The sequence below is a fragment of the Neobacillus bataviensis genome (genome assembly GCF_019969725.1).
This window is the reverse complement of record NZ_JAHXYW010000021.1, coordinates 26,058-52,052: the sequence shown is the minus strand read 5'-3', so window position 1 is coordinate 52,052 and position 25,995 is coordinate 26,058. Positions and strand designations below refer to the sequence as shown.

Here is a 25,995-nt window from a genome sequence, read left to right as displayed (position 1 = left end):
TTCTAAATATTTAAAGTATAATTTTTATGAATCGATTCAAATGAATCGAAATTGAATCAACTCTACTTACAATAATGATTGATCTTTGAATCATTTCCGATTCAAAATAAACGGTGGATCCATCCGTCATTAAAGGAGAAGCAAGTGATGAATCAGAATATGTTAACTATCGAACCAAAATATTTATTCACAATCATGAACTACATGAATAAACCTATTTATATAACCGATAAGAACGGAATGATTCTTTTTGTTAGCGATATAAGCTGTAAATTGGTTGGGAAAAAGAAAGAGGAGCTAATCGGAAAAAACGTTTCTCAATTGGAAAAAGAGGGAATCTTCAAGCCGTCTGTTGCAAAAATAGTTTTAGATAAGAAACAAAATGTCAGCGTCATCCAACAAGTTGGAGAAGGTACAGGAGTGACTACAGGACATCTCATATTAGACGAGAATGATGAACCAAAATATGCAGTCACATTAGGTTATGATATTCCAGATTTCGTCGGTCACAGTTCTCAAATTAGAAATGAAGAATTGGAATCTGCTTTTTGGTTTTATTTGCACGAATTACAAAAACTCAAAGCGAAACTTGTGAGGACCAAAGAAGTCCCTTCTTTTATCGGACAAAGTCGGGTCTATGAAATGCTCAAGGAAACTATTGAAAAAGTTGCCGGTGTGGAAACGACGGTTCTTATTACAGGTGAGACAGGCGTTGGAAAAACGCTTATAGCTGAACGTATTCATCATCTAAGTGGACGGAAGGACCGTCCGTTTATCCATCTTAATTGCGCAGCGATTCCGGAATTGCTCCTGGAATCCGAACTGTTCGGCTATCAAAAAGGGGCGTTTACCGGAGCAAATGCAAACGGAAAAAACGGACTTATCAAACTTGCGGAGAAAGGCACCCTTTTCTTAGACGAGATTGGCGAAATCCCCCTTTATTTACAACCCAAACTCCTTCAATTTCTACAAAATAAAACGTACATGCCGATTGGAGCTTCTCAAACGGTAAAAGCCGATGTGCGTATCATCGCAGCTACCAACTGTAATTTGGAGGATATGGTCAAAGAAGGGAAGTTCCGGGCTGATTTATATTATCGCCTACATATTTTACCGATCCGTATCCCCCCCCTTCGCGAGCGGAAGGAAGACATCTTTTGTCTCCTTCACTATGATTTGGAGAAGTTTAATTTCTTGCATAACCATAAACGAACGTTTTCTACAAAAGTGGTTGAAGTGTTGCAAAATTATTACTGGCCTGGAAATATACGGGAATTGGAAAATATAATTGAGCAGCTTGTTATTATGGCAAAAGAAAATGAAATTTCGATTCAGGATTTGCCAAAACGCTTGCTCGATTCAACCTTCGAACAAGAGGTTCCTATCTCTTTAAATGTAGGAAATTCTTTACATGAAGTTTTGGAAAGCGTCGAAAAAAGAATGATCACACAAGCATTCCATCATCATAAATCAACCCGCGATGCGGCAAAAGCACTGGGTGTTACTCAGTCATTATTCATGCGCAGGTTGGCGAAATATGCGATTACAAAAGAAGAAAAATAAGCGGGAACGGGGTATCGCCAACATTTTAACGAAAATATACGCTAAGGGTGTTGCATTTGAAAAAAGCCGATTTTCCCTACGCTAAGGAAAAATTGGCTTTTTATTTTAAATTTTAGGTAAAATCTCAACTGTTCTCTCTAATCATATCGGTTGTTATTCCCCTATTCTATCACTTTTACCTTGGAATTTTTTACTCTCAATGTATCACTCTTCACCCTCAGTTTTGGCTGTTTTCTTACTACCTTTACGTCGCAATTTCGTATAGTACTCAACATGCAATTTACGCTCTGCAATCTGCACGAAATCGTCCTTCGTCATCTGGTCATCAGGAATAAATTCGAATAAATCGGTAAGACAACAATTAAACTCCTTACAAATTGTATCAATCGTATCAAGGTTGATATTAACGACTTCATTACGATATAACCGGGTAAAGCTGCTACGAGCAATTTTTGTTGCATGATGTGCCTTTGGTATCGTTATGTCATTAGCATCAAAATACTGCTTTATTTTATTTCGTATCATAGGTGATCTCCTTCTCGTGATTGTCAATGTCCACATCTAGTTAAACATATTATTCATAATCAATTTTTTCCATTATAAATTTTGTAGCATCCACTAAACTGATACCATTTCTAAACGCATCTTCCCATATATAACAGATAGCATCGGCTTCATTGTAACTTGCTACTGGAATCGTAACATACGGTTTACCTGCAATCCTTCATCGTTTGTAAATTCACACATTCATCATCAACTTGGATAACGACATAAATCGTTTTAACCAATTGTGGAGTATTTTCAGCCATCAAAGCGTACCGCCCATTTGTTTCAACTGTAGTCAGTGGAACAACAACTGTGCCATAGTCTCCGATTTTAATATGTTGCCTCGCTTTCTCCCCATTCAGAAGTTCGTCAGCTTACCCTTTTCTTGTAGGTTTATTTGCATTCTCACCATATTCATTCAACTCAAGCATCATGGTTTACACCACCCCATCGGGTAGGCTTTCGGCAGCCAAACTGCTACGGTAATTTCTCACGCCTTTTCGCCGAGCTTATAACACTATCATTCTTACTAAATCAAGTGCTATTCGACTAAGAGAGAACCCTTCAGGGCGTTACTCCTTCATTTGATTCTTCGATATAATCCTTCAGTTCCGACAGGAACTGTCTAGCCTTTACCAGAAAAATGTGACCATCCTCCATTTAAGCCAGAAACATTTCGCACAACTAAACTGCTTCGTTAGTTGAAGAAGGCAAGGCAATTGCAACGACAATTTGACCATATATTCCTACTGTAATTACAATTTGACCATATATTCATTCAACTGTAATTACAATTTAAACATTAAAAGTGATAATTGTTATAACTGTAGACGAAATGAAAAAATCGACCATAATGGTCGACTCATTTGACTAGTCTCGGTTTTCATTCACTCAGCTGCTCCTGTCGTTTCTTTGCCCTGATAAGCGTGCTTTTACTTATGCCTGTTATATTTTCCACTTGCATATAAGAGTTGGTTTCGAGGAGTTTCAATGCATGCTCGATTTGGGCTTTTTTAAACTTCTTCGGGCGGCCTTCTCTAAAATCTTCGCGCAGCTTAGCTATTGCTTTACCTTCTTGGGTTCGCTCCACGATCATATCTCTTTCAAACTCTGCGAACCCACTCATGATGGTTAAAATGAGTTTTCCTGTTGGAGTATTCTCGACCAATCCCATATTCAAAACATGTACTTTGACACCCTGTTCAAACAGATTCCTTATGATTTGGATAGCATCCACTGCCGAACGGGCAAATCGATCCAGCTTCGTTACCACAAGTGTATCACCTTCTTTTAAAATAGAAAGCAATTCTTGAAACTGCGGCCGTTCTCTCTTGGTCCCTGTGAATTTTTCAGAAAAGATTTTGTCGCACCGTTCCTGTTCCAATGATTGAATCTGTGCTTCCAGGTCTTGCCCTATTGTGGATACCCTGGCATACCCATACTTCATAAAATCCACCTCTTTCCTGCCTTGATTTTTGAATATAAGTTATGACACCTGTTGATACCCTAATTTTATTACTTCCAATTTTCAGTGTCAATACTTTTAAGTTTTGACACTTTATACATAAAAAAGACCGTCTAGTTGACAGTCACTTTCTTAAACTTTAGCACCCGTTACTTTAAGTGCAATACATCACAATCTTTATTTTAACATAAATACCCAATACGCCTTGATAGTCCATTAGAATCGAAGCAGGAAATATCCTTCAAGTATCTCATAAAAATAAGAGTCATTTTATAAGCCACTCTCATAAAATTAGGATAATCCTTAATTATATGCTACACTTGGTTTACCATTTGATTTACTGTTTTTATGTTCCCTACTCATTTACGAGTGGGGGTTCTTTGTTTCACAGAAAAAAGAAAAGCAGACTCCCATAAAAGAGCCTGCCTTCCCTGTTTTGTAAAATTAAGAAGCTTTACGTACGTTTGAAGCTTGAGGACCACGTTGACCTTGCTCCACATCAAAAGTCACTGCTTGACCTTCTTCTAAAGTTTTGTAACCTTCGCCTTGAATCGCTGAGAAATGAACGAATACATCGTCTCCACCTTCACGTTCAATGAATCCGAAGCCTTTTTCGCCATTAAACCATTTTACATTACCTTTTTCCATTTGTATTGCCTCCTAGTGTGTAAACACACACAATGTAATACTACCCTTGCTCTCAGTGATCATCAAGATCAAAAGTTACAAATCCTTTACACCGAACAAAAATAATTCTTTTTAATCATAACATTTTTTGTAAGAAATGTCAAGATTCAGAAAAATTCATTGAGCTCACTATTTCTTTATGATAATCCTTGCCGAATATTTTGTATTAGGATTCACTCCATATTCTGTGTGCATGATTACAGCAAGAGGAACAGCATTGTAAAAACTGTATGAATTTATCCATTGTTCCACCTTCATAAATGTAAACTTTACTTATTATTCTATTTAAGTTGAACGAATCCCTTCTTCAAGTAACCTGCCAGTTAGTTGAACAAGCACCATTTCAAGTATTGCACATTATCCTCGAAAGACGACATGCTGATGTCCTATTTTATTGTCCTTATTAATGAGGACAGTAACTTAAAATTGTAAACGAAAAATTTGATATTAAATTTAACCTAAAAACAATAAAGACACACTCATTTAAATTCTTAAAGTAATAAAATATAAAAAAACAGACGAAAGTTGGGAACAAAATGTACCAAATTAATACTGGTATCAATGGAGTGGGCTATTATGGTTTTACTCCTTTAACTTGGGGAGGTTGGGCACAGCCAATTCATGGTATATACCCTCACCAATATTATTCATTTGGTGGTAGTCAATTTAACATAAGTCCAATTTCAACAACTCCACATATGTCTGGTCCCCTATCTTCAGGTCCGGCTGTTCCATTCCGAAATATTCATTATTTTTTCAAAATTTAAACTATTACTAATCTTTATATAAGATTAATCAACACTAAAATGGTAAAAAACCTACTTATTGGAAGCGTTCATAGGACGCTTCTTTTTCATCCTTTTTACCTAAAATCTATTCACTCCACAACCACCTCTTATCGTCGTCTTTTATCTCAAATGCGACATTAATAATCATATTACTATTTCAACTGACCTGCTTCGTTAGCACAATAAGAAAAAGGGATCGCCGCAGCCATCCCTCATTTAACTCTTGCACCCATTACTTCAATTCTAACTTTCTTCTAATTTATTAAGGAAACGAATTAGCTCCTAAAGCTCCACCAAAACCATCCCCTTAATTAGGTACAATACAGTTTATTTATTAATCCTTATCGAATTAACCTGCCAAGCTACTTTTAAATAGTCCATAATCGCATGGGAGTCATAACCCCATTTATTCACCTACTAAGCCATCACCATCTCGATCATCCATATATTTATAGAGCCATGAATCGCGCGTAATTGGCATTTTAAAGCCAGCAGCTTTGGCTTCAGCAATCGTAACACTTCCGTTATGATTGGTATCCACTTTACTAACATCTTCATTACTATTTTCCGTTTCGTTTGCAGGTACATTGTCTGTTTTCGGTGGCGTACTGCTCGTACCTGTCGTTTTCCCTAAATTTTTGTTCACTTCATCTGGATTTACATTGTCAAATTCATCTGTAATGGATCTGCCCTGAATTTTGTATGTGAAATTATAATGGTTAGGAATTTGCGTCTGAGTATTTGGATATTGAATCACTGCTACGAAATCAGTACAACCTCCTGCATCTCGAATCACTTTTTCCATATAAGCTTGATCGCCGTGTCTATTAAGAATGCTGTCCTGAGGTGTAATGTTATATGCGTTTGATACTCCCCCAAGCGAGTCAGCAATCACATGCCCTTTATCCAAGGTTGGACTCTCTGTACCAGGAACATTTGCTTCATCAGAATAGTATCTCCCAGACGATAAAACATGTTCAGTATTCGGATTTTGGAGTATTATATTTTTTGCCTCAACACGAATTAGCTGTCCGTATTCATTTGTAAAAGCCCAATATTCCCTATCGCCAAACCCGACATCAACTCTGACATTCGGCTTTCTATAACCTGACATATCTCCGCCATCTAGTACAATTAGTGTATATTTACTGTAGTCAAAGTCACCATTAACACTTGTTATCGTTGGTGTAATAGTGGCAGGAACGCTTGGACTGACTACGCTTTCACTAGTCGTTTTTTCCGCTTCATCGTCAGGTGTACTTTTTTTGCTTTCACCAGTGGCTGCTTTCTTTTTGCTTACTTCTTGAGTTTTATTTTTTTTGGCATTTTCCTCTTTGGTAGTTGTTTCATTTGATGAACAAGCTGCAAGGAAAACTAATAAAAACGCCATAAATAAGTAGGTTAATTTCTTCATAAATTGTCCCCTTTTTGTAAACATTTGTAGAAATACCAATACTATTATACTGCTAAAATACTTCAAAAAACGAATAAATTTATATTCCCCATATGATAATCCTTACTGTTATTAACCTAATTATGGTAAAACTCCTTATTTCATTAACTGCCACTTTAGCTTAATAGGCGCTGCCGTTTCAATTTCGTGAATCAGGTCAATAATTCCTGAAAAAAAAGATTTTTTAGGGAGAGATGAACTTGTTATTGTCTCAAGCATGGGAAAAGTATGAATCTGATAAACGTATTGAAGGCTTTTCGCCGCAAACATTAAAAGCATATAAACTACAGTCCGCCTTACTCATACGCTTTTTTAAAGATGTTCAACTTGATACAATCACTACTGAACAATTAAAAGCTTATTTAGCAAAATCAAGCAAAAGCCTTAAGCCTGCAAGTTTAGCTCATCGAATCCGTTTTATGAAATCATTGTTTCGATGGTCTCATGAAGAAGGGCATATTCCCAAAAACCCAGCAGCTAAAATAAAAGAACCTAAAACCGGGAAAAGAATCCCCAAATTTCTGACCGCAATGGAAATTGAGCATTTACGGGAGGCATGCAACACTCCAATGGAAAAGGCTCTGTTTGAATTCATGTTCTCCACTGGATGCCGAATAGGAGAAATTGTTTCCTTAGATATAGGCAGAATTAATTGGTCGAACCGATCTGCCATTATAAGAGGTAAAGGCAATAAGGAACGGGAAGTCTATTTCAATATCCGCTGCGAAATATGGTTAAAACGATACCTAGATAATCGTAAAGACAGGGACACCGCTATTTTTGTCACGGAACGTGATCCTCACCGAATGAGCATTGCCCAGATGCGATACATTATTAAGCGGATTTCAAACTGCGCCAGCATTAATAAAGACATTCATCCGCACCAACTAAGGCACAGCTATGCAACCCAATTATTGAATAATGGAGCACCTCTAGATATTATCCAAAGCCTATTAGGGCATGAAAAAAGTGAAACCACTCGGATATATGCCCAGCTAAGCGGAAGCATCAGACAGGAATTTTACAGGAAGTATTTTTAACATAAAACAAGCAACGCATCTTTACTGCGTTGCTGCTTTCACTCTTGCACCCTTTAGTTTAAGTACATTTATTCACAATCACTGGACAACCATTAGGTGCTGAACTCCTGCATCTGTTATATAATTAGCAGTTTTTTATGTAGTTGAACTTCAAATAGGTATAAAGGCTAAAGGTAAATAGAGGGATTTACTTCCATCAATCATCTTTTATAATACATAGAAAGAGTTTGGGGAACTTGCTTAATATAGTATTCATCTTCGTTATGCCCTAATCATTATTATTCGCACTAGTCATAAAATGATCGTGTAAACAATATTGCACAAAAAGTGTGGTTCCTCTAAATACAATAAAGAATATGCTTCAATAATTCGGAATGAGTGATATTGGGACAGTTTAAACCACTCTTAAAATGAAAGGGAAATTAGTTTGAAGGAATTTACAATTTGCTATACCTTGGATAATGATATAATCATAGAAAAAATAATAAAAGAATCAGATGTTAAAAAAGAAGATGTTGAAAAAGAAATATATGGGAAGATGGATTGTTACAAATACTTAATTGTGAGAAATGACCAAGATTATTTTATCATTAATTCATTATCGGTTCGTTATGTACAGATAATGAAGGAAAAGATATTAGTCAAATAAAATTTTAATAAATCGTGTACTATTGATTAAATAAGCCAAAAGAATGAATACAATATCATTAGAAACAAACCTGGTCCATTTACCTAAGCCATCCTTACTGATAGGATGGTTTTGTACTTATTTCTCAATACATAAGCTAATGCACTGACAATACACATTAATAAACTAGAATCCCTTAAATGTGTTGCTCCATATAAAGTGCCTTCATATTAATGAAAAGACCGCCAGATTGCGGAAGATTGAAAAACAAGAGTAAGCTTCAAAAATAGTTCCTCAATTATTTTGCAAAAGCTACTCATAGTAAAGTGAAAAATGCTGTAAAGCAATTTAAAATTTTTAGGATAATAAAATTATGTTCAGGACATTTTATTGTTGTGGAGGTGATTTATTATGGCTAACAATCAACAACCAAACAAAACTCAAGCTGGATCTAACGCCCAACAGGTTAGACAACAAAATGCTCAAGCTGGTGCTGGTCAATTCGGAACAGAATTTGCTAGCGAAACAAATGCACAAGAGGTAAGACAACAAAACCAACAATCCCAGCAAAATAACAACCAAAACTCTTAATTTGTGACTTTATAAAACACCTCTTATCGCTCGGTAGGGGGTGTCTTTTTTATGAACTTTTTTGAGGTAAAGCAATTTGAATTACAATAATTAAAGCCTCGCTTTGACTTTACAACCACTTATTAATTTGAGTGGTCTTTTTTTAAATCGAGTTAGTAACCTATACTTATTACCAACAAAATGAATACAATATCATTAGAAATACTAGTCCATTTTCCTAAGCCATCCTTACCGATAGGATGGTTTTGTTTATATTTCTCAATACATAAGCTAATGGACTGCCACTTCGTTTAAATTTGTTTGAACAATCTAAATACAATCATCGGATTCCATAATGCTTTTTCAAGACCTGCAACATTAATAAAAGTCCCAAGAAAAAGGCACAAATAATTCTGCCTTACAACGGTAAGGCTCCCCCTAAATACAATATATAATTTAAACGAAAATTAATTTTCCTTCTTGCACTAACCTGCCCCGTTAGTGCAATAAGAAAAAAGGATCGCTGCAGCCATCCCAATCTTTAACTCTATCGGCTTTTGAATTTAACATTTATATAAGTTTGCTTACGCCTTATTTTGTTACTTTGAGTTTATTTTTCATAGTACAAATAACAGCTAATTTCTAAGCCCAATGGGCTCCCCAGTGTTTCATCTCTTTTAGAATTTTATTAAATGCTTTTCCTTTCTCCGTAAGGGAATACTCAACCGTTACAGGTACAGTTGCAAAAGCTTTCCGAGTAATAACGTCGTTTTCTTCTAAATGACGTAATGTATCAGTCAAAGCTTTTGGACTAATGGAAGGTATTACTTTTTTTAACTCTCCAAATCTTTTTGTCCCACCAAACAATTCTCTTAAAACTAGAAATGACCATTTTCCCCCAATTACATCTAATGCCTTTTCGATAGAACAATCAATATGTACCTCTTTAACCTCTACCATACAAAAAACCTCCTAATAATACAAAAAGTATAGTAGATATAAAATATATACTATATAACATTTTATTTATTATATCAAAAATATTTCAGTACTTGTACTAAATATTCGATAAATTTATACTCTTAAACAAGTAACCTTCTAATGTTATCAATAGAGAGATAGGAGAATGACTATTGGAAAATAAAGTAATAATTATTACAGGTGGAAGTGATGGCCTCGGGAAAGGTACAGCTAAAGTTTTTGTTGAAGCAGGCTGGAATGTCGTTATAGCAGCTCGAGGAAAAGAAAAATTGGAACGTACTGCACAAGAGTTAAAAACATCAAAAGGGAAAGTGCTCCCTATACCTACTGACGTTTCTAATGCTCAACAAGTTCAATCGATGGTTGATCAAACATTAAATGAGTTTGGACGAATTGATGTACTGATAAATAACGCCGCAATTGATTATTCTGCTTCAATTGAAGAGTTAACGGTTGAGCAGTGGGATCAAATCATTGGTGTGAACCTAAGTGGAGTTTTTTATACGTCTAAAGCTGTTTTCCCTTCTATGAAGAGGCAAAATTCAGGGTATATGATTAACATTTCTTCCGTAGCAGGTAAAAAAGGGTGGCCTAATGCCACCGCCTATTGTGCTTCCAAGTTTGCGTTGACCGGATTTACGCAGGCATTAAACGGGGAAGGCAAGCCATATAATATTCGTTGCTCTGTTGTGTACCCTGGAGGTATGGATACCAATTGGCATGCCGAAAGAAATGCCGAACTTTTAGACCCAAAAGACGTGGGAAGATTTTTGTTTCATATGGTGACACAAGATCCTCGGTTTGTAGTGAATGAAGCAGTCATTTCACCAGTGATTGAGAGAGGATACCCATAATGATTTTTTCAAAGCAAAAAAGATCCCCCCTTTTTTGTGAAAATTTTATGCAAATATCAAAATTCATCTAAAATGTGATTTAAGAAAGGAAGAGGAAAATGGAATATCGTACACTTGGTAAATCAGGACTAAAGGTATCAGAAATCGGTTTTGGAGCATGGGCTATTGGCGGTGATGCATGGGGACCTGTAGAAGATCAGCAGTCTATTCAAGCGATGAATTATGCCTTTGAATTGGGTGTTAATTTCTTTGACACAGCCGATGTCTATGGTAATGGTCATAGTGAAAAATTAGTAAAGGAACTTATAAAGGATAAAAGAGACCAAATTATTCTTTCTACAAAAGGGGGTCTTATGGGGCATACAAGAAAACCGGAACCCATATATGATCGTCATGAAAAAGTAGTGAAGGCTTTTGAAGATAGTTTACAGCGACTTGGAACTGACTATATTGATATGTATTTCTGTCACATCTGGTGGCATGTCGAACAGGAAACGGAGGCATTTCTTAAAGCCTTTGATCAATTGAAACAGGCAGGTAAGATAAAAGCTGTAGGGATTTCGACAGATAATTTTGACTACCTTAAAACATTTAACCGCCATCATTCCATTGATGTCTTACAAGTGGAATATAGCATCTTAAATCGTGCTGCAGAGAAAGAGATTCTACCATATTGTCAAGAAGAGAATATTGGCGTTGTTGTACGTGGCCCACTGCAAAAGGGTTTATTAACTGGGAAATTCACAAAAGAAACCGTCTTTACAGGGAATGATGTTCGTCAGTATTGGGATCGAAAGTGGTTTGAGGAGCAAGTCGAAAAGGTCGAAAAGCTAAAGAAATTGGAAAGAGAAGACAGAACACTTGGCCAACTGGCCCTTCAATTTGTTCTTTCCCATCCGGCAGTGTCGACTGCTATTCCTGGGGCGAAAACAACGGATCAAGTGAACCAAAATGTTGGCGCTTCCGTTAGGCCTTTATTAACTAGAGAAGAATTGGCACTTATTAATGAAATATCACCGGCTTAAATAAATGGATAAAAAAATAAAAAAGGAAAAAACCATATGCGAATTCCGTTCCATTCATAAAGAATGTGATGACCAGGTCAACTGGAACGAAATCCAGGACACGCAGCCTCCATACTCGATAGGAAATCCTGGACCGGAAGAATGGGTAGCGTTGGAGAAAATCAAAAACTATCAGCCTGGTTTTTTTGCTAGGATGCTTAAACAGGAAGAAAAGAAAATGGTGTTTATGAGAAAAGAAGTGCTTGAAGCAAGGAAGCGCGATGAAGAATCCTATGCCTCTTGGGAACACATGGTGACGACGGCAAGAAGGATTGTAGATGGAGACATTGATGCCTACTTTGAAGTCATTGCAGATTTTGCTCCGCTTGATGATTTAAGCGAATTTGGAAGCGGGTTTGAGTTTTTCGCGGAGAATGCAGCTTCCATGGAAGTCGAGTTCGATGTCCGATCGAAGAGCGTGGTGCCTGCGGAAATAAAAAGCCTTACATCGACCGGAAAGCTATCCGTAAAAAAAATGCCGGTGTCCCAGTTTTACGACATTCAGCAGGACTATGTTGCGAGTTGTGTGATTCGCATTGCCCGTGATTTGTTTGCCCTTCTTCCGGTCGAATCGGTCCTGATTCATGCAATGGACCAACGGCTCAACACAGTGACAGGGTACGAGGAAGAGATGGTTATATTATCTGTTCGAATATACCGAAACACCTTGAACCTCCTCAATTTCAACGAAATTGATCCGTCTGACGCCTTGGCTAATTTTGAGTACCGCATGAATTTCCGGAAGACTAAAGGATTCGCCCCTGTTGATAAAATAGTGATGATATAAGATTGAAGCCAATAGAAACAATAAAATGCAGGAAATTACTTCCTGCATTTTTGTCCATTAAAAAGGAAATCTTAATATAATTCTTTATTGTTCGCATGCATAATTGTCATGGTCACGGTCCATTTTTGCCTGATATGCAGGGTGGGAAGAAGGAACTCCGTCAGGAAAAACTTTTCTAAGTTCCGTACAGTTTGCAAATGAAGTTTGCGTGGTTTGAACGGGCTTTGCTGCAGTCTCCTGCTGCTGTTTCTTTTGTGCCTCAGCTTGTGCTTGGGCTTTTGCTACCGCCTCTGCTTCTGCCTTAGCCTTAGCAGCAGCTTCTGCCTGTGCTTTAGCTTCAGCCTCTTGCTTCGCTTTTGCCTCAGCCTGTTCCTTTGCTTTAGCTTCTGCTTCTTGTTTAGCTTTTAATTCTGCCTCAGCTTTCTCTTTTGCCTTTTGTTCTGCTTCTTGTTTTGCTTTTAATTCAGCTTCTTCTTTCTTTTTATCCTCAACAACAGCTTTTTGTTCTTTGCCTGATTTGTCTTTTTTATCTTCAACTTTAGTGGTCTCAGCTGATTCTTTTGCGTCTGGACTAATGGTTCCACCTATGATCATTAATACAAAACAACCAGCGGCAAATAACATCCACTTCTTACCTTTTCCCGTTTTCCTAAAAGCACTTACAATAGCCATAATACTAAATACAATAAGACCTAAAAAACCCATAACTCCAAGAAATGCATCCATGCTTTTTTCCCCCTTATTTTTTTAGCTAGTACACAGTCAAATAATACGATTGGAAAAATGGAAAAGTTTCAAAAAATTACAAATAAATAACCCTTCGTCAAGTAACTTGCCCCTTAGTTAAGCAACAAAAAAAAGAGCTGCCGCCGCAACTCCAATCTTTAACTCAAGCACCCGTTACTTGAAGTAGAAATTAAACCCATTCATTCTCTAAAACACTAAATAATAAAGAATCACGCCATCCATCTTTCATCAACAAATCTTCACGAATTCTTCCTTCTTTTTTCATCCTTGCTTTTTCCAAAACTCTAATTGAACCTATATTTCTTGGATCACAGGTTGCATAAATACGATGAAGTTTTAATTGGTGAAATCCAAAACCGATTAAAAGTGTTGCAACATCTGTTGCAATCCCATTTCCCCAATAGTCTGGATTAACTATATAACCTATCTCCCCTTTTTTATTATGAGTATCCCTAATGTTTAATTCTCCAGCTCCAATTAATCTATCTTCTTTATTATTAATAATAGCTAATGCATATCTTGTTCTTGGTTCCTTTGCTGAATCAACTAAAACTTGTTTAACAAATGATTGAGATTCTTTCAACGAATTCGGTCTTCAAGGCTGGTACCGACATACTCTTTCTTGTGATGCATATTTATGTACTTCCTGCCAATCACTTACCTGAAATTCTCGTAAATAAATACTCTCTGTTTTTAGTTCTATGCTTGCCAACCCCATCAAAATCGCCTCCCAGAATTGGATTATCACTTTTCAACTTGTTCAATTAACCTGACCTATGACTTAATAAATAAGAAGGGTGACGCAGCAACCCTTCTTCAACGAAAGCACCCGTTAGTTTAAGTGTACCACTTCACAAAGTTACATCGATTTTAACATATATACATTGAAACTTTTCTTACTCACATTTCATTTATATCATATAGAGCACCTCCCAGAACAAAAGGTACTCTATACACACGAATCATTGAACTCCTTGTTATTTTTTTCCGCTAAACTCTAAAATATTTAAACCCTCGGATGCCTCTGGTGCTTCAAAAAATTTAGTAACATGAATAAACACCGCTTCCGTGTCAAAAGCTGCTCTTTCGAGTTGTTCGTTACGCCTTTGTGCAATTTGACGTAAGCATTGCTCGTTATTTAGATTAAGGAAAATTAGTTGATGGCTTGCATTGACCTCTGACGCCATATCCAAAAACCACTTTCGCAGTTTTTGAGTGTTAGCTGGAAAATCCATCACTACATCTGTACCGACACTTAATATGTTTTGGACATGCTTTTTCACCAACGGCTTGAGCTGCGCTGAGAATTTTAGATAGTCCTCAAATGATGCAATCTGATTGGGATAAAGAGATGAAAGCCATTCATCCTCAGACAACAGTACCGCATGTTTATCTATCGCCAATTGTTTTGATTTAGTTGACTTTCCAGCTCCCATTTTTCCACAGAAAAAGTATAGCGTCCCCAATTGTTTCATATTTTTTAACCCCCCGCGCTTATTTTAGTTTAAACTTTTTACTTCGTTAGTTCCCATAGACATTCACCTCTTATTAATATTTAGACGTTAAGATTTTTATCCAATTTACTTATTCTACCAATTTCATTTATTTTCCTTCTTTAACAAACCTGCTCCGTTAGAGCAAAAAGAAAAAAGGATCGCCACAGCAACCCTTTCAAAACTCAAGTATCCTTTAGTTGAACAAGGAAAATGACATACAGTTCCAATGCTTTGCATCCCTTTTGCTTGTACCTTTCCAGCCCTTTTTCTGTAACTCTTTAGCGATTAACATATTAAAAAAACCGTGTCCAACCAAAGCCACTGATTTATATTCATTAGCATAATCAATTAGCTGTTGCGATGCCTTATTTGCCCTAAATTTTGCTTGATTCAAAGACTCGCACTCGTTTGAATAGCCACTGAACCATAGTATTCTTAATACAATTGCCCAGATACTTGGCTTTAATTTCACATTACATAATTGAGATGCATTAGAAGGTAACTGCGTTTCTCTGAATAAAGGGTCAGTAATGATTTCCGTTAATGGATTTAATAATCTTGCAGACTCAACAGCCCTTTTTAAATCACTTGTAATAACAACATTTGCAGTTGCAATTTTTTCAAGGGTTGTCGAGGGATATGTTAACTCTTCAAACACTCCGTTGTAATCATACTTTTCAACCCAATTCTTAAATTCCAAACAAGTTATTTTATCATTTTCAGTTAGTAGTGATTTTCCATGTCTAATCAATGATATTTCCATAATTCTTCTCCTAGCATTTGCACGTTACTTACTACCATTAACTGTTATTCTATAAAAGAATTAAGAAATCCTTTTTTCCACTAACCCGCCCCTTTAGTTGAATAATAAAAAAAGAGCAGCCGTAGCCACTCAGTTTTTTGCTCTTGCCCCCTTTAACTTAATTAAAATCTTACACAGAGTCGTTCAAAAGGGGCGTTAAATTACTTGCTTGGTCATGGAGACTGTGCTTTTAATAGGTTTCTAGAGTATGCTTGTATTAACTCATAAAACGACATTTTATCGTACTTTTTTCTAAGCCTTTCTTTTTCATTTTGGGAAACTTGTTTAAAGTATTGGAAATTGCTAAATGTATAATCTTCTAAGGTAGGTACTTCGATTCCTTTTGGTCTATACACCTGTATAAAAATTTCTTGAGATTTGACAAATGTTTTTAATAGTTCACGCCAAATTTCCACATCTATGTTTAGTTCAATAGCTTGAATTGCGAACTCTGAAAATAAAAATTCATCTGAGGAGTCTGGCTGCCCTTGTCCAGGATATTTTGTTCCTCTAATTTCACCATTGGAAAATAATTCATAGCATTCATGAAATCGATGGAAATTGGACTGATCATGAAAACCATTAAAAAATTCTTTATAAAGTTGTAATAGCTTATTTGAGAGATATTGAATATCATCTATAGCAGCGTTAGGCAATTCAGTATGTTTAGTAATTCTTCCACCTTCTTTGGAAGCTAACCCCCGTTTCAAAAGACGTGCCAAAAGTATAGTGTAAACATCATTAATAACTTGTATTCGCCTAGTCTTCTCCTCTTTTGATAATTGAATATTGTTATTAATTAGCATTGGATGAAATTGGTTTTCATATTCTTCGAAAAATTCCTGATAATGAACAATGGAGAAATCAAGTTTTTTTATCGATTTCTGTAGTAAAAAACCTCCGATGTCATTCTCATTAGCAAAGGTTAAATAAAATTTTAGATATTGGGCATTTTCAAAGCCAATTTGTACCCAATTATTTATACACTCATTGGGAGTAAATTGTAGAATATTATTTTTGAGTCCATAATGAGGTGAAGATTGATTTGGTAATGTTGGTACACAAAATAATGTATTATACGCATTTCGGGAAAGGTATCCTCCTAAATAATTGTTATCCCAATATGTCAGGAAAAATTTAAAATAAAAATCGTTAGATAATCCTACTTCAATCCATTTATTCATGTATTTTCGGGGAATATGTTGAGGAAAGCCTTGATCGTATATGTTTAATTCATTAATCAAGATGTATCCTGCTCCTTAAATTAAATGTAACTCTTTTATATATTTTGAGTATTTGCATGTCAAACGCAGACCATTAGCTAAAGGCTGGATACGAGCATCAATTTTGCCTATTTTTAATTCCTAACTAAGTTTTATGTCTTGTAAGTAGAATTAATACCCAATTTTCCCATTAATGTAACGTCGTGTTCAAACCAGCATTTTTCAGGTTGAAAACTAAACTTCTACCAAAAGGCGATATGATAATGAATCAATACAACTTTTCCCTTGGTCCACAAAGAATTTACCCTAGTCAAGCAAGTTACTCTGTTGCATCCGTTGTTGACCCTAACAAGTGTTTAAGGCGTTCCACAAGTTCTTCCCCCTGCAAGCGGTTTCCATGGTTACCCACCTGGTGGTTATCTAGCTTCTACTGATGAAACAATAAAACGATACCTATTTCCAACTTCATAACCTTACCGTTAGGTGAACGGTAAATTGAATGAGTTCAGATCATTATGGCTTCGTGAAGACATGTCCCATGAAGCGAGCTGGTCAACCATTTGAAGTGGTACATGCTTATGTATTCTTAGCCTCCGATGATGCATCCTACATTTCAGGACAAATTTTACAAGTGAATGGTGGAGAAATTGTAAAGGATTAAATATTTTCAATACAGCTAGTTTTATTTCATTTTGCTGATAGGGACTTTAAAAAGCAATAACAGTCCTACAATGATCAGTACTGACAGACCATAGGCTAATAATGGCTTTTTATAATGGAGCCGAATAAAAGGCAATTGAACAAGATAAAAAATCACAGACCACCCGAAATTCCAACCATGATGGTAACTCATTAAACCCATTATGTAGTTTATGAACTCGACAACAGACAAAAGGGTCACCCAGAAGATGATCCAGACAACCTGTTTTACCTTTCCAGTTGGATACCGTCCGATATATATAAACACAACGGATGGATAAGAGATAAATGTTACAAGCAGATTGTTAAAAGTATGATTTGGAATAATATCGGTAGGGTCATATGCCCACAACGGATAATTATATGTAAGAAAGTTATATAACAGGTCCAGCATGATTAAAAAGAGAAAGGTGGACTGATAATTCTTCCAGTTCCGCCAATCTCCCCAACGCCATGCCGCAAGAATCCATAACATCATGCGTACAATAATGTACATTTAAACCATCCTATTACAATAAATTTTTGCCATTATATTATGACTAATTGTATTTAAAATATGCGTTTCTTCCTATTGCTAATTTTCAGCCACAGGTACGTTAAATCTTCAACAAACTGTCCCGATTGTAAAAAAAAGCTAATGACGATTTTTCCACTAAACTGCCTGTTTGTGAAACAAGAAAAAGAGCCGCAGCTACGACTCTTTGATTCGCTCAAGCACCACTTTTATTCGTTTCCCAAAGCGTTTTAATTATCCCATATTGAATTAAACTGCATCCGTTAGCACAACAAGTAAAAAAGGCCGCCGCACCGATCCATCTTGAACTCAGGCATCCGTTTGTTGAAGAACAACGGCTTTAATAATGAAGAAAAACTACTATTTCAAGCCATTAATTTTAATTTTATCCCAATAATTTTCCGCTTCAGGGATACAATTCAAGACATCATTAGCAATAACATCTTTTTTATTAAGTAAGCGTGTATTCTTTCATTAAAATGAACATATTTCTCTGCCTTTGATGCTTCTTTATCGGTTACTCCAATTGCAAAGTCTATTCCACACAAGGCTATCACATCCCTTAAAACCTAATAACTGTAATTATTATAAATTTTATCAATCCTTATTCAACAAACCCCTTGAGTGGAACAATAAAAAGGCTGTATCAGCAACCCTTTCTTAAGCGCCCTTTACTTTAAGTACAATACTTCACAATCTTTTTTTACACCTCAATAAACTCAATCCCTTTAATTTGTTGTCCATGCAAAAAGACGCCTTATTAAAGAAAAGCGCCCGATTGTTGAAATTCATTGCTGTATCAATTGATCACGATCAACTGCTTGTGGAGGTTCCTCCATCCAGCCGTGTTTAATCATAATATTGGCTCCATCTTCGACATACAGTGCGACTTCTGGAATTATTGATATATATTTAAGTCCTATATCTCTCCTTGGACTTGCTGCCAATGCCATTCCATAATATCCAATTCCTGTTGCAACCATAGATGTAACATGAAACATCATTAGTTTATCTGAAAAAATACTTGCGGTTGTATCTAAAACAGCCGAACCTGAACTTATAGGGGCAGGCAGATCCTCTTTGGTTAAAAAATTGCTAAATGTATCTACATATTTTTGGGCAAGTTCTTTCCCTCTTAAAAAATACTGTTTTACATCTTCGTTTTGAGCAGTCTGGCCAAAGCCCGTTACTATTTCTTTACCGATAGCATTTATTAGAGTGTTTAAGTATAAATGAGTGATTTCCTGTGAATTAATAGACCTCTTTTTCCCAAAAAAACCAGTTAAATAATGTTGTTTTTCTATAAAATCGACCTTATCAGGAATAGGTATATAAGGAGGTTTTACATAAATCCCTTGATTTAGCATTAAATCACGTGTTCTGTCCCGCAATTCAACCCCTTTATTCAATATACGTTTATAAAAAGTAACAACATCTGGACGTGTCGCAACTGTTAGTCCTGCACTGCTGGCTGTCATTGCAGATACAGCCATTTGACTTAAATACTTTAAGAAAAAAGTATCTGTAAAAAGTCTTGGAGCTTTTGTATTGACATCTTGTTCCGTAAATCCAATGGGTATCGGGAAATTCTCTTTTTGAAACAGTTCCTGCATGATGGAAACATTCTCTTTTGCTGTATCGAGTGTCCATTCAATAATAGGACGTATTTCTTCATCTTCTACTTTTTCTAAGAAATAGCTATTCACACAAACAGTTATTGTATCGCCCATGTATTGAGTCCATAAACCAGACATTTCCGCAGCAGTTAAATTGATATTTGTTTTATCTTCCACTAAACAACCTCCTATTCAATACGTCATAGAATAATATCCCCAGAATAGGAAAAAGTATAAATGAACTACCTATACAATACGTCGAATGAAAAAGAGTCTTAGCTAATTACTAGCTAAGACTCTTTATGTTTATCTTTAATCTTTCACTTATCTATTTTTACATCGCTTTCACTATCCTGCACTTTTGTTTAAGTACATTCTTCACAATCTTCTATGAATTATTCAAGAATATGGCCCGATTGTTGAACACAAGTTAAACATCGATCTTCAACTAAACTGCATCCGTTACTTCAATAAGAAAGCCACCAAAATGTAGCTGGGTCTTCAACTCTTGCACCCGTTAGCTGAAGAAAAGTCCTTCTTTATAAAAGGAATCGAATGAATTTTACTTAACTTTTTCTTTATCATAGATATCTTCCTGCCATAACTGATAAAGATAAAGAATGACAGCTAGTATTGTCATTGTCAAAAGGTTTTTGAGTGGAGTGAAACTACCAGATTCTCTTATCTCTAGCTTGTTTAACATTTTAGTAAGACCCATCCCGTAAAAGAGATCGATTATTAAATTTACAATAATATATATCCAAAATTTTCGAAATGTAAAATAAAATATCCATATTGTACCGACCAAGAATATGCCATATACAGTAAATAGTGGTGCTATTTTGTCCCAGCTAAAAAGAGTCTCTTTAAATTTCCACCAGTTATATGTCCAAGCCATTTGTGCCAATATTGTGTTGAGCACTGTGGCAAATAGAGCAACAGGAAAATATCTGCGAATTGCTGAACGGTCTAAAAAGATCAAAGAAATCCAAGGAATAATAAATATAGACCAAATAACCACCTTAACCATTTTATAAGTCCTTTCAGTATTAACTTTATACATATAACTTGTCCTGTATTGCTAATTAAAATGTATCTTCTTCAACTATCCTGCCCCGTTAGTCGAATAAGAAAAAGGGTTGCCTCAGCAACCCCATCTTTAACATAAGCACCCGATAGTTTATGTGTAATTCTTTACAATCTCTTCTACACCTTAATATAACTCCAATCCCTAATAAGTGTTGTTCCAGAATCCAGTACAATACAAAAAGACGCCTTCTTATTCAAGAAAAGCGCCCTTTAACGGAACAAAGAAAAAAATTATATTAACTGGTATTATGGAATATAAAAGTTTTAATAGGATATGGAAACGATTCGAGAAATGAGGGCCAATATGGAAAATATTCATAGTGATCCCTAGTCTATCATGTAGTGTTCCTGTTGTAGTTTCTAACAATTTCCATTTCTTTATTTAGTGTATGGATAGTGTATCACTCAACAAGCTGATCCTCAATAAAACGCAACCTCTTAATTACCCTTCCTTCCTTACTTTTATCATAAACATTGTATTCTTTTTGTGGTTCAGCATCTGACCAAATGATCGATGCAATGAGATCATGTTTATGATGTTCCATCCGATCCGTATTCATGTAACTTTCATCAGGCTGCCAGTCTCTTGGCAAATCGTCACTTTCTCTATAGAAGGACATATAAAAAATCCTATTTTTTCCTTCTATTACTTCCATTTCACCTTCAACTGGATGATTCTTAGTGTATTTTTCAACTAATTCTTTCAAATCTTTTAAAGCTTTTGGTGGATTCAGGATCATGTAATGCTTTCTAAGAGTTACCACTGCTTCATCCTTTTTACCAACGATTTGTTCTGTATTGGCAATTTCGAAAATCTTTGTTTCCCCGCTTGATTCCTCATTCTTTGTACATCCAATTAAGTATAATGGAATGAAGAATATACCAATAATCAAAACTAGAATTTTTATATTAACTTTAATTGCTCAATTCCCCCTCGAATGGGATATCCATTTCCATTAAAGTAACAAAGGGTTTATATTCCCCATCATAATCTTCATAATGCTGTAAGACAAACCAAGAACGAAATCCTGCTAAGTTGACATACATTTTCTCTACATCTGGCTGATCCAGCCCAAAATGATCATATAAACGAACATGCATGACACCTTCAAAGTGATTGTTCTCTACTGAAAAATCTTTTACGGATATCGTATTCCCCCACGTATCATTTACCGTAATGGTAAGTCCGCCTATTCTATCACTCCAGCTGCTAAACGTCGGGTAAGAAGCATTATCCTGTATATTTCGATAAAACGTATTAGTTGCTTTTGTACTTTTATCAAACCGAAGTGCTCCCAAATTTCCTCCATTTTTCTTTAGCTCATCAACTAAAGCATTTTTGACAAATTCAACATAGTCTTTTGTTGTCTCATGCTCACTCGCTTTTTTAGTTAAAGTCTGATTACTATACGCTGTACCAGTTCCCTCCTCAAAATGATCAATCATATCTAAAACAACATCTTCCATTTCTCCCGTAGAAAATAAGCTTGTGGACATTGTCTCGAACTCATCAAAGAGAATACCAGGGAAATATGATTCTAGTAATTGAAAATTGAACATCCAGCTAATGTCAGTCATTTCATCTCCTGTATAATCATTTGTTGTCATATCATTCGCTACATTTCCATTTTCATCATACCCTTCTGGTCGGTCTGATTGAAAAATGACTAAATTGGATAAATTAGCGTACAACGGTTTTGAATCCTCATTATCAAAAATTCCATCTCCATCACTATCTTTTTGGTCTGGTAAACTGGTTGGAAAGAAACCTTCAAAATGAATCGTAATTCCAAAAATCTCAAACGTGAATGTTCTGAATGGACCCATTTCTTGCCCATCGGTTAATCCATCTTCGTCACTATCTTTCATGTCAGGATTAGTGTAGATTATACCGTATGGTGTTTTCATTCCTTCCGTTTCATAGGTATCGGATAAGCCATCCCCATCTGAATCTATCTCTTCGCCACCTGAACCATCGCTTTTTACCTCAAGCTTTTTTGAAGAGTCAGTTTCCTTACTCCAAATCTCCAGCCATTTTTTCTTATCAACAATCATAAATTCACTAAGCTGAGTAGTTTCCACACTTATTGTATTCTTACTTGTATCTAACACAGCGTTAAGGCTTTCAAACATTTCCTCATCTTCATTATACCAAATGATGCCTAAATCCTGTTCCGATGTGTCTCCAAGCTGTGCTTCATCATAAGTAAACTTAATGCTTGCTTTATCAAATTCTGATTGAGTATTGATCCCTACAGGAAAACCAATCAGACCGTATAAATTAGCTGTTTTAATATTGCCTTTGTTTACTGTAATTCTAGTCGTTTTATTTATATTATCCGTTGCACTAAAACTAACTTCTACACTAGTAATTTCTGATTGATCAGGCTGATTCAATGATTGACTAATAGATTGTTTATGGAGTTCTTGTGAATCCGTGACCTCGTCATTATCACTGTCTGCAGTATTCGGATTTGTCTTTAAAGCAAATTCATCTCCATCACTTAATCCATCGCTATCTGTATCATCCTTATTAGGTAATGAATCAAACTGTTGTACTTCAAATCCGTCAGTTAAGCTATCTTGGTCGGAATCTTTCTTCATCAAATTTGTTTGATAAACCTGCTCGTCTTTATTTTTTAGGCCGTCTCCATCGCTATCTTCATCTGCGTCACTTATGCCATTATCATCTGTATCATATTTTGTTGGGGAAATAGTTGATTTAAACTCATATTCAATATGGTCCTTTAATCCATCCCCATCTGTATCCATTTTAAATGGATTCATTCCCTCTTGGAATTCTATTCCATCTGTTATCGTGTCACCATCCGTGTCAGAGGTAGATTCAAAGAGTTCTGTGTTAAATGTATAGCCTGCTTTTTCAAGTCCAAATAACACTTGTTTATATGCATTTTGATAGGACTTTGATGCAGGGATACCAAGATCTTTTACTAGAAACTCATTACCTTTTTCAGACATTTTTACAGCGTTATCCAAATGAGCTTTTATTTTATTTCCATTTTGATCCGATTGATCAGAGATATCTTTTAAGATCCCGATAGCATTGTTATTGACAATTTTATCCGATAAATAAAAATTAAAGAGTATATCTGCAAGTAATACTTCAGTTGGTTTATTAAAATCGTTATTTGATGCATAGCCCCATAGATATATTGTTAACTTATGTTTGATATTCAAGAGCAGATCACTTTTTAGAACCACCTCTTTTAAATACTCCTCTTGAACTCCTTGTTCATATTGGTCAATCAATTGTTCAAACATTTCAACTTCATTCATATCTGTTTGCTTAAAGTCTCCGGTCTTATCAAATTCCACAATCAGATTATCTAGTGTATTAGAATCTAACTTAGCATTAGAATCTTTTATGACTGTTACGAAACGCTTTAATTCATTTATTGCAGTCTTCTCATAGATTAATCCATCTCTGGTATCCTCATAGAATTCATATTCACTTAACCACTGTTTTACATTTTCCTCACTAGAAATCTTTTGTTGTCCTTGCTTAGCATCGTAAATACCCTTAGCCACCACTGTTTGCCCAATTCCGCCGAAAATAATTGCAAAGCTTAATAAAATACTCATCGTACTTTTTATTTTATTTTTCAAAATGAAAATCTCCTCTATAAAAATATTAATTTAACCTATAAAAATATAACGATATTAAAGAGAAGCTGCATGCATTTACTATGTGGATACTTATAAAACTTATGTGGTTTAATGATCGAAGCATACGATATAGTGGTTCCCATCCAAATAAATATTGTCAAAATCCTTGAGATAATGTCATTAAATCGACTCCTTTACAAGTGTTATTTTTCTAATAGCAACTAGTTGGTAGCTATCAAAAGCATTTAATGGAATATATCCGAAACAAAATGAATACTGAATTTTCTAAAAAAATATTAAATCAGAAAGACACCTAATATTTAAGTGTCTTGTCTTTTTAAATTTACCGAACATAAATAAATCTTTGACACAATATTTTCGGCCGTAAACCAATGAATGAATCCCGTTTCGCTCCCAAACCGTTAATATTTAACGTGTTAGGGGGATGATGCTTTTTGATCCTTAGACTGTGGCGAAAATACAAAAAGCATTGAAGATCATTAAACAGAAACAGCTCTTATAGTTCCTTGAGGGATAAATTCATTTTTTTCTTTTTCTCCCTAAAAAATAATCTTATCAACAAGTTTTAGTTTACAGATTAAAAATATGGATTTTAAGGTAAATATTTCCTATTTTTTATCAGACTTATGAATTAATGATCTTTCTTTAGAGATTTAATATATAGCCAATTTTCTTTAAAACTTTTGTTCAAGAAAATGGCCCGATTGTTGAACACAAGTTAAACACTACTCTTCAACAAAACTGCCCCGTTCTTTAATAAAGAAAAAAGATCGCCGCAGCGATCATTCTTAAGCTTAAGCACCCTTTACTTTAAATACAGGACTTCACAATCTTTTTTTACACCTCATTAAACTCAATCCCTAAATGTGTTGTACATGCAAAAAGACGCCTTCTTATTTAAGAAAAGCGCCCGACTGTTGAACAATGAAATATGCGAAAGATCGCTCTGCAAATACGTTCTATTTATTTGACTAACGCACCCGTTTAGCCATCCATAAAGCAGGAAAATCACCCGCTTCACGCTTCACCGTAGAGAAAGAAAAGGGCTTCACACCGTCAATACTGCTTCTACGGCTGGGCGAGGAAGGTCGCTGAATTATGGTGCTTTAGGACCAATCAACGCCACCCCATGAGGATTGCAACTTACGCAACAGAACAATTTGGCCGAGATGATACGTATCGTGCATCATGATATTGCTGAGTAAACGCTCAATAGAGTACCTGTTAGCTGCATACGGAGCTTTTAACTTTTCATCGTCAAGGTCCGCAATGACCGTTTTTAATTTATTCATGACTTCATTAAGGCGCTGCACTGTCTTGGCCCACCCAATTTCGTCTTCTGGATCCCCCGGATTTCCAAAGGTTTCTTCATTGTCTTCTGCCTTATGCGGATTCTCTGTGCCCTTAATTCGATGGATTACGTCTTCATTCCAAAATATCAAGTGGTTGACAATCTGCCAAATCGAATTGCTGATTCCCGAACTTGTCCATGCTGCCTCAGCTGCGCTCACTCCATGAAGCGCCTGATTTATGGATGCAAACCACTCATTCTCATAGCAATGCATGTCGAGTTGTTCTAAAAACATTTTGGCTATAACTTGCATAAAATCAATCTCCTCACTGTATAGAGTAATCCTTCAAAGTTAAAAGTGATGGCATAAAATTACCTTTATTTTCGACTGTCGGGCATATAACGAAAAAAACTACTCTCAATGAAATACTCCAATCATTTATT

24 protein-coding genes and 1 pseudogene are annotated in these 25,995 nt (G+C 35.7%); 8 read left to right on the top strand and 17 right to left on the bottom strand.

All coding sequences use genetic code 11. From position 1 onward, the window contains the following. The first annotated feature begins 147 nt into the window (after nt 1-147). A complete protein-coding gene (locus LC455_RS28825) occupies nt 148-1,563 on the top strand; it encodes a sigma-54 interaction domain-containing protein (RefSeq protein ID WP_223596248.1) in 1,416 nt (471 codons plus the stop codon). Between the two features lie 204 nt (nt 1,564-1,767). Here the strand turns inward: LC455_RS28825 and LC455_RS28820 are convergent, their stop codons facing one another. The 4 genes from LC455_RS28820 to LC455_RS28805 all read right to left on the bottom strand — a co-directional run bounded on the left by LC455_RS28820 (nt 1,768) and on the right by LC455_RS28805 (nt 6,463). After that, nucleotides 1,768-2,088 (bottom strand): helix-turn-helix domain-containing protein, encoded by a 321-nt coding sequence (locus tag LC455_RS28820; protein ID WP_223596246.1) that lies wholly within the window; start codon nt 2,086-2,088, stop codon nt 1,768-1,770. 904 nt (nt 2,089-2,992) lie between these two features. Next, complete coding sequence (locus tag LC455_RS28815; RefSeq protein ID WP_223596244.1) at nt 2,993-3,556, bottom strand: recombinase family protein; 564 nt, start codon at nt 3,554-3,556, stop codon at nt 2,993-2,995. Nucleotides 3,557-4,018: 462 nt separating this feature from the next. Beyond that, nucleotides 4,019-4,222: a cold-shock protein gene (locus tag LC455_RS28810; protein ID WP_098536551.1), complete on the bottom strand. Its 204-nt coding sequence runs from the start codon at nt 4,220-4,222 to the stop codon at nt 4,019-4,021. A 1,233-nt stretch (nt 4,223-5,455) separates the two neighbouring features. Next, entirely contained in the window at nt 5,456-6,463 is a 1,008-nt protein-coding gene (locus tag LC455_RS28805; RefSeq protein ID WP_223596242.1) for a DNA/RNA non-specific endonuclease, read from the bottom strand. Between the two features lie 239 nt (nt 6,464-6,702). Here LC455_RS28805 and LC455_RS28800 point away from each other — a divergent pair, with 239 nt between their 5' ends. From LC455_RS28800 to LC455_RS28790, 3 genes are all read left to right on the top strand, one after another. Further along, nucleotides 6,703-7,542: a tyrosine-type recombinase/integrase gene (locus LC455_RS28800; RefSeq protein ID WP_223596240.1), complete on the top strand. Its 840-nt coding sequence runs from the start codon at nt 6,703-6,705 to the stop codon at nt 7,540-7,542. 427 nt (nt 7,543-7,969) lie between these two features. Further along, entirely contained in the window at nt 7,970-8,191 is a 222-nt protein-coding gene (locus LC455_RS28795) for a hypothetical protein (protein WP_223596238.1), read from the top strand. A gap of 390 nt (nt 8,192-8,581) precedes the next feature. Continuing rightward, nucleotides 8,582-8,761: a gamma-type small acid-soluble spore protein gene (locus LC455_RS28790; protein ID WP_223596236.1), complete on the top strand. Its 180-nt coding sequence runs from the start codon at nt 8,582-8,584 to the stop codon at nt 8,759-8,761. A gap of 621 nt (nt 8,762-9,382) precedes the next feature. On the opposite strand, the gene LC455_RS28785 is transcribed toward LC455_RS28790, so the two are convergent. After that, nucleotides 9,383-9,700 carry a winged helix-turn-helix transcriptional regulator gene (locus LC455_RS28785; protein ID WP_223596234.1) on the bottom strand — a complete coding sequence of 106 codons (318 nt, stop codon included), beginning with the start codon at nt 9,698-9,700 and terminating at the stop codon, nt 9,383-9,385. A 173-nt stretch (nt 9,701-9,873) separates the two neighbouring features. Here LC455_RS28785 and LC455_RS28780 point away from each other — a divergent pair, with 173 nt between their 5' ends. The 3 genes from LC455_RS28780 (at nt 9,874) to LC455_RS28770 (ending at nt 12,426) form a co-directional block, all read left to right on the top strand. After that, nucleotides 9,874-10,575, top strand: coding sequence for an SDR family oxidoreductase (locus LC455_RS28780; RefSeq protein ID WP_223596232.1), 702 nt, complete (start codon nt 9,874-9,876; stop codon nt 10,573-10,575). Nucleotides 10,576-10,673: 98 nt separating this feature from the next. Continuing rightward, nucleotides 10,674-11,600: an aldo/keto reductase gene (locus LC455_RS28775; protein WP_223596230.1), complete on the top strand. Its 927-nt coding sequence runs from the start codon at nt 10,674-10,676 to the stop codon at nt 11,598-11,600. Between the two features lie 4 nt (nt 11,601-11,604). After that, on the top strand, nt 11,605-12,426 hold the full coding sequence (locus LC455_RS28770; protein ID WP_223596228.1) for a DUF4236 domain-containing protein: 822 nt from the start codon (nt 11,605-11,607) through the stop codon (nt 12,424-12,426). An 84-nt stretch (nt 12,427-12,510) separates the two neighbouring features. Here the strand turns inward: LC455_RS28770 and LC455_RS31830 are convergent, their stop codons facing one another. The 6 genes from LC455_RS31830 to LC455_RS28745 all read right to left on the bottom strand — a co-directional run bounded on the left by LC455_RS31830 (nt 12,511) and on the right by LC455_RS28745 (nt 16,715). Further along, entirely contained in the window at nt 12,511-13,152 is a 642-nt protein-coding gene (locus tag LC455_RS31830) for an excalibur calcium-binding domain-containing protein (RefSeq protein ID WP_317851494.1), read from the bottom strand. Between the two features lie 190 nt (nt 13,153-13,342). Then, on the bottom strand, nt 13,343-13,756 hold the full coding sequence (locus tag LC455_RS28760; RefSeq protein WP_317851493.1) for a GNAT family N-acetyltransferase: 414 nt from the start codon (nt 13,754-13,756) through the stop codon (nt 13,343-13,345). Nucleotides 13,757-13,768: 12 nt separating this feature from the next. Further along, nucleotides 13,769-13,891, bottom strand: a complete 123-nt coding sequence (locus LC455_RS31825; protein ID WP_317851492.1) for a hypothetical protein — start codon at nt 13,889-13,891, stop codon at nt 13,769-13,771. Nucleotides 13,892-14,150: 259 nt separating this feature from the next. Then, the gene (locus LC455_RS28755) at nt 14,151-14,648 is read right to left on the bottom strand and encodes an AAA family ATPase (RefSeq protein ID WP_223596227.1); all 498 of its coding nucleotides are present in this window, start codon (nt 14,646-14,648) and stop codon (nt 14,151-14,153) included. Nucleotides 14,649-14,862: 214 nt separating this feature from the next. Next, nucleotides 14,863-15,432, bottom strand: coding sequence for a histidine phosphatase family protein (locus tag LC455_RS28750; RefSeq protein WP_223596224.1), 570 nt, complete (start codon nt 15,430-15,432; stop codon nt 14,863-14,865). Between the two features lie 212 nt (nt 15,433-15,644). Beyond that, entirely contained in the window at nt 15,645-16,715 is a 1,071-nt protein-coding gene (locus LC455_RS28745) for a hypothetical protein (protein WP_223596222.1), read from the bottom strand. A 514-nt stretch (nt 16,716-17,229) separates the two neighbouring features. Between LC455_RS28745 and LC455_RS28740 the strand changes: the two are divergent. Further along, nucleotides 17,230-17,355, top strand: a pseudogene (locus LC455_RS28740) (SDR family oxidoreductase); the annotation flags it as partial. A gap of 21 nt (nt 17,356-17,376) precedes the next feature. Here the strand turns inward: LC455_RS28740 and LC455_RS28735 are convergent. The 6 genes from LC455_RS28735 to LC455_RS28710 form a co-directional block, all read right to left on the bottom strand. Next, nucleotides 17,377-17,889: a CBO0543 family protein gene (locus tag LC455_RS28735; protein ID WP_223596220.1), complete on the bottom strand. Its 513-nt coding sequence runs from the start codon at nt 17,887-17,889 to the stop codon at nt 17,377-17,379. Between the two features lie 806 nt (nt 17,890-18,695). After that, on the bottom strand, nt 18,696-19,700 hold the full coding sequence (locus tag LC455_RS28730) for a DUF3231 family protein (protein ID WP_223596218.1): 1,005 nt from the start codon (nt 19,698-19,700) through the stop codon (nt 18,696-18,698). A gap of 385 nt (nt 19,701-20,085) precedes the next feature. Further along, nucleotides 20,086-20,586, bottom strand: coding sequence for a hypothetical protein (locus LC455_RS28725; protein ID WP_223596216.1), 501 nt, complete (start codon nt 20,584-20,586; stop codon nt 20,086-20,088). Nucleotides 20,587-21,013: 427 nt separating this feature from the next. Further along, a complete protein-coding gene (locus LC455_RS28720) occupies nt 21,014-21,505 on the bottom strand; it encodes a hypothetical protein (protein ID WP_223596214.1) in 492 nt (163 codons plus the stop codon). Nucleotides 21,506-21,527: 22 nt separating this feature from the next. Continuing rightward, nucleotides 21,528-24,239, bottom strand: a complete 2,712-nt coding sequence (locus LC455_RS28715; RefSeq protein WP_223596212.1) for a DUF3289 family protein — start codon at nt 24,237-24,239, stop codon at nt 21,528-21,530. 1,127 nt (nt 24,240-25,366) lie between these two features. Next, a complete protein-coding gene (locus LC455_RS28710) occupies nt 25,367-25,864 on the bottom strand; it encodes a DinB family protein (protein WP_223596210.1) in 498 nt (165 codons plus the stop codon). Nucleotides 25,865-25,995 lie beyond the last annotated feature (131 nt).

What these genes read in the sequence shown, in the direction of transcription:
- LC455_RS28710 (WP_223596210.1), bottom strand. Translation starts at nt 25,864, where the DNA reads ATGCAAGTTATAGCCAAAATGTTTTTAGAACAACTCGACATGCATTGC.
- LC455_RS31825 (WP_317851492.1), bottom strand. Translation starts at nt 13,891, where the DNA reads ATGGGGTTGGCAAGCATAGAACTAAAAACAGAGAGTATTTATTTACGA.
- LC455_RS28810 (WP_098536551.1), bottom strand. Translation starts at nt 4,222, where the DNA reads ATGGAAAAAGGTAATGTAAAATGGTTTAATGGCGAAAAAGGCTTCGGA.
- LC455_RS28820 (WP_223596246.1), bottom strand. Translation starts at nt 2,088, where the DNA reads ATGATACGAAATAAAATAAAGCAGTATTTTGATGCTAATGACATAACG.
- LC455_RS28735 (WP_223596220.1), bottom strand. Translation starts at nt 17,889, where the DNA reads ATGTACATTATTGTACGCATGATGTTATGGATTCTTGCGGCATGGCGT.
- LC455_RS28825 (WP_223596248.1), top strand. Translation starts at nt 148, where the DNA reads ATGAATCAGAATATGTTAACTATCGAACCAAAATATTTATTCACAATC.
- LC455_RS28725 (WP_223596216.1), bottom strand. Translation starts at nt 20,586, where the DNA reads ATGTATAAAGTTAATACTGAAAGGACTTATAAAATGGTTAAGGTGGTT.
- LC455_RS28805 (WP_223596242.1), bottom strand. Translation starts at nt 6,463, where the DNA reads ATGAAGAAATTAACCTACTTATTTATGGCGTTTTTATTAGTTTTCCTT.
- LC455_RS28775 (WP_223596230.1), top strand. Translation starts at nt 10,674, where the DNA reads ATGGAATATCGTACACTTGGTAAATCAGGACTAAAGGTATCAGAAATC.
- LC455_RS28815 (WP_223596244.1), bottom strand. Translation starts at nt 3,556, where the DNA reads ATGAAGTATGGGTATGCCAGGGTATCCACAATAGGGCAAGACCTGGAA.
- LC455_RS31830 (WP_317851494.1), bottom strand. Translation starts at nt 13,152, where the DNA reads ATGGATGCATTTCTTGGAGTTATGGGTTTTTTAGGTCTTATTGTATTT.
- LC455_RS28755 (WP_223596227.1), bottom strand. Translation starts at nt 14,648, where the DNA reads ATGAAACAATTGGGGACGCTATACTTTTTCTGTGGAAAAATGGGAGCT.
- LC455_RS28790 (WP_223596236.1), top strand. Translation starts at nt 8,582, where the DNA reads ATGGCTAACAATCAACAACCAAACAAAACTCAAGCTGGATCTAACGCC.
- LC455_RS28750 (WP_223596224.1), bottom strand. Translation starts at nt 15,432, where the DNA reads ATGGAAATATCATTGATTAGACATGGAAAATCACTACTAACTGAAAAT.
- LC455_RS28770 (WP_223596228.1), top strand. Translation starts at nt 11,605, where the DNA reads ATGGATAAAAAAATAAAAAAGGAAAAAACCATATGCGAATTCCGTTCC.
- LC455_RS28785 (WP_223596234.1), bottom strand. Translation starts at nt 9,700, where the DNA reads ATGGTAGAGGTTAAAGAGGTACATATTGATTGTTCTATCGAAAAGGCA.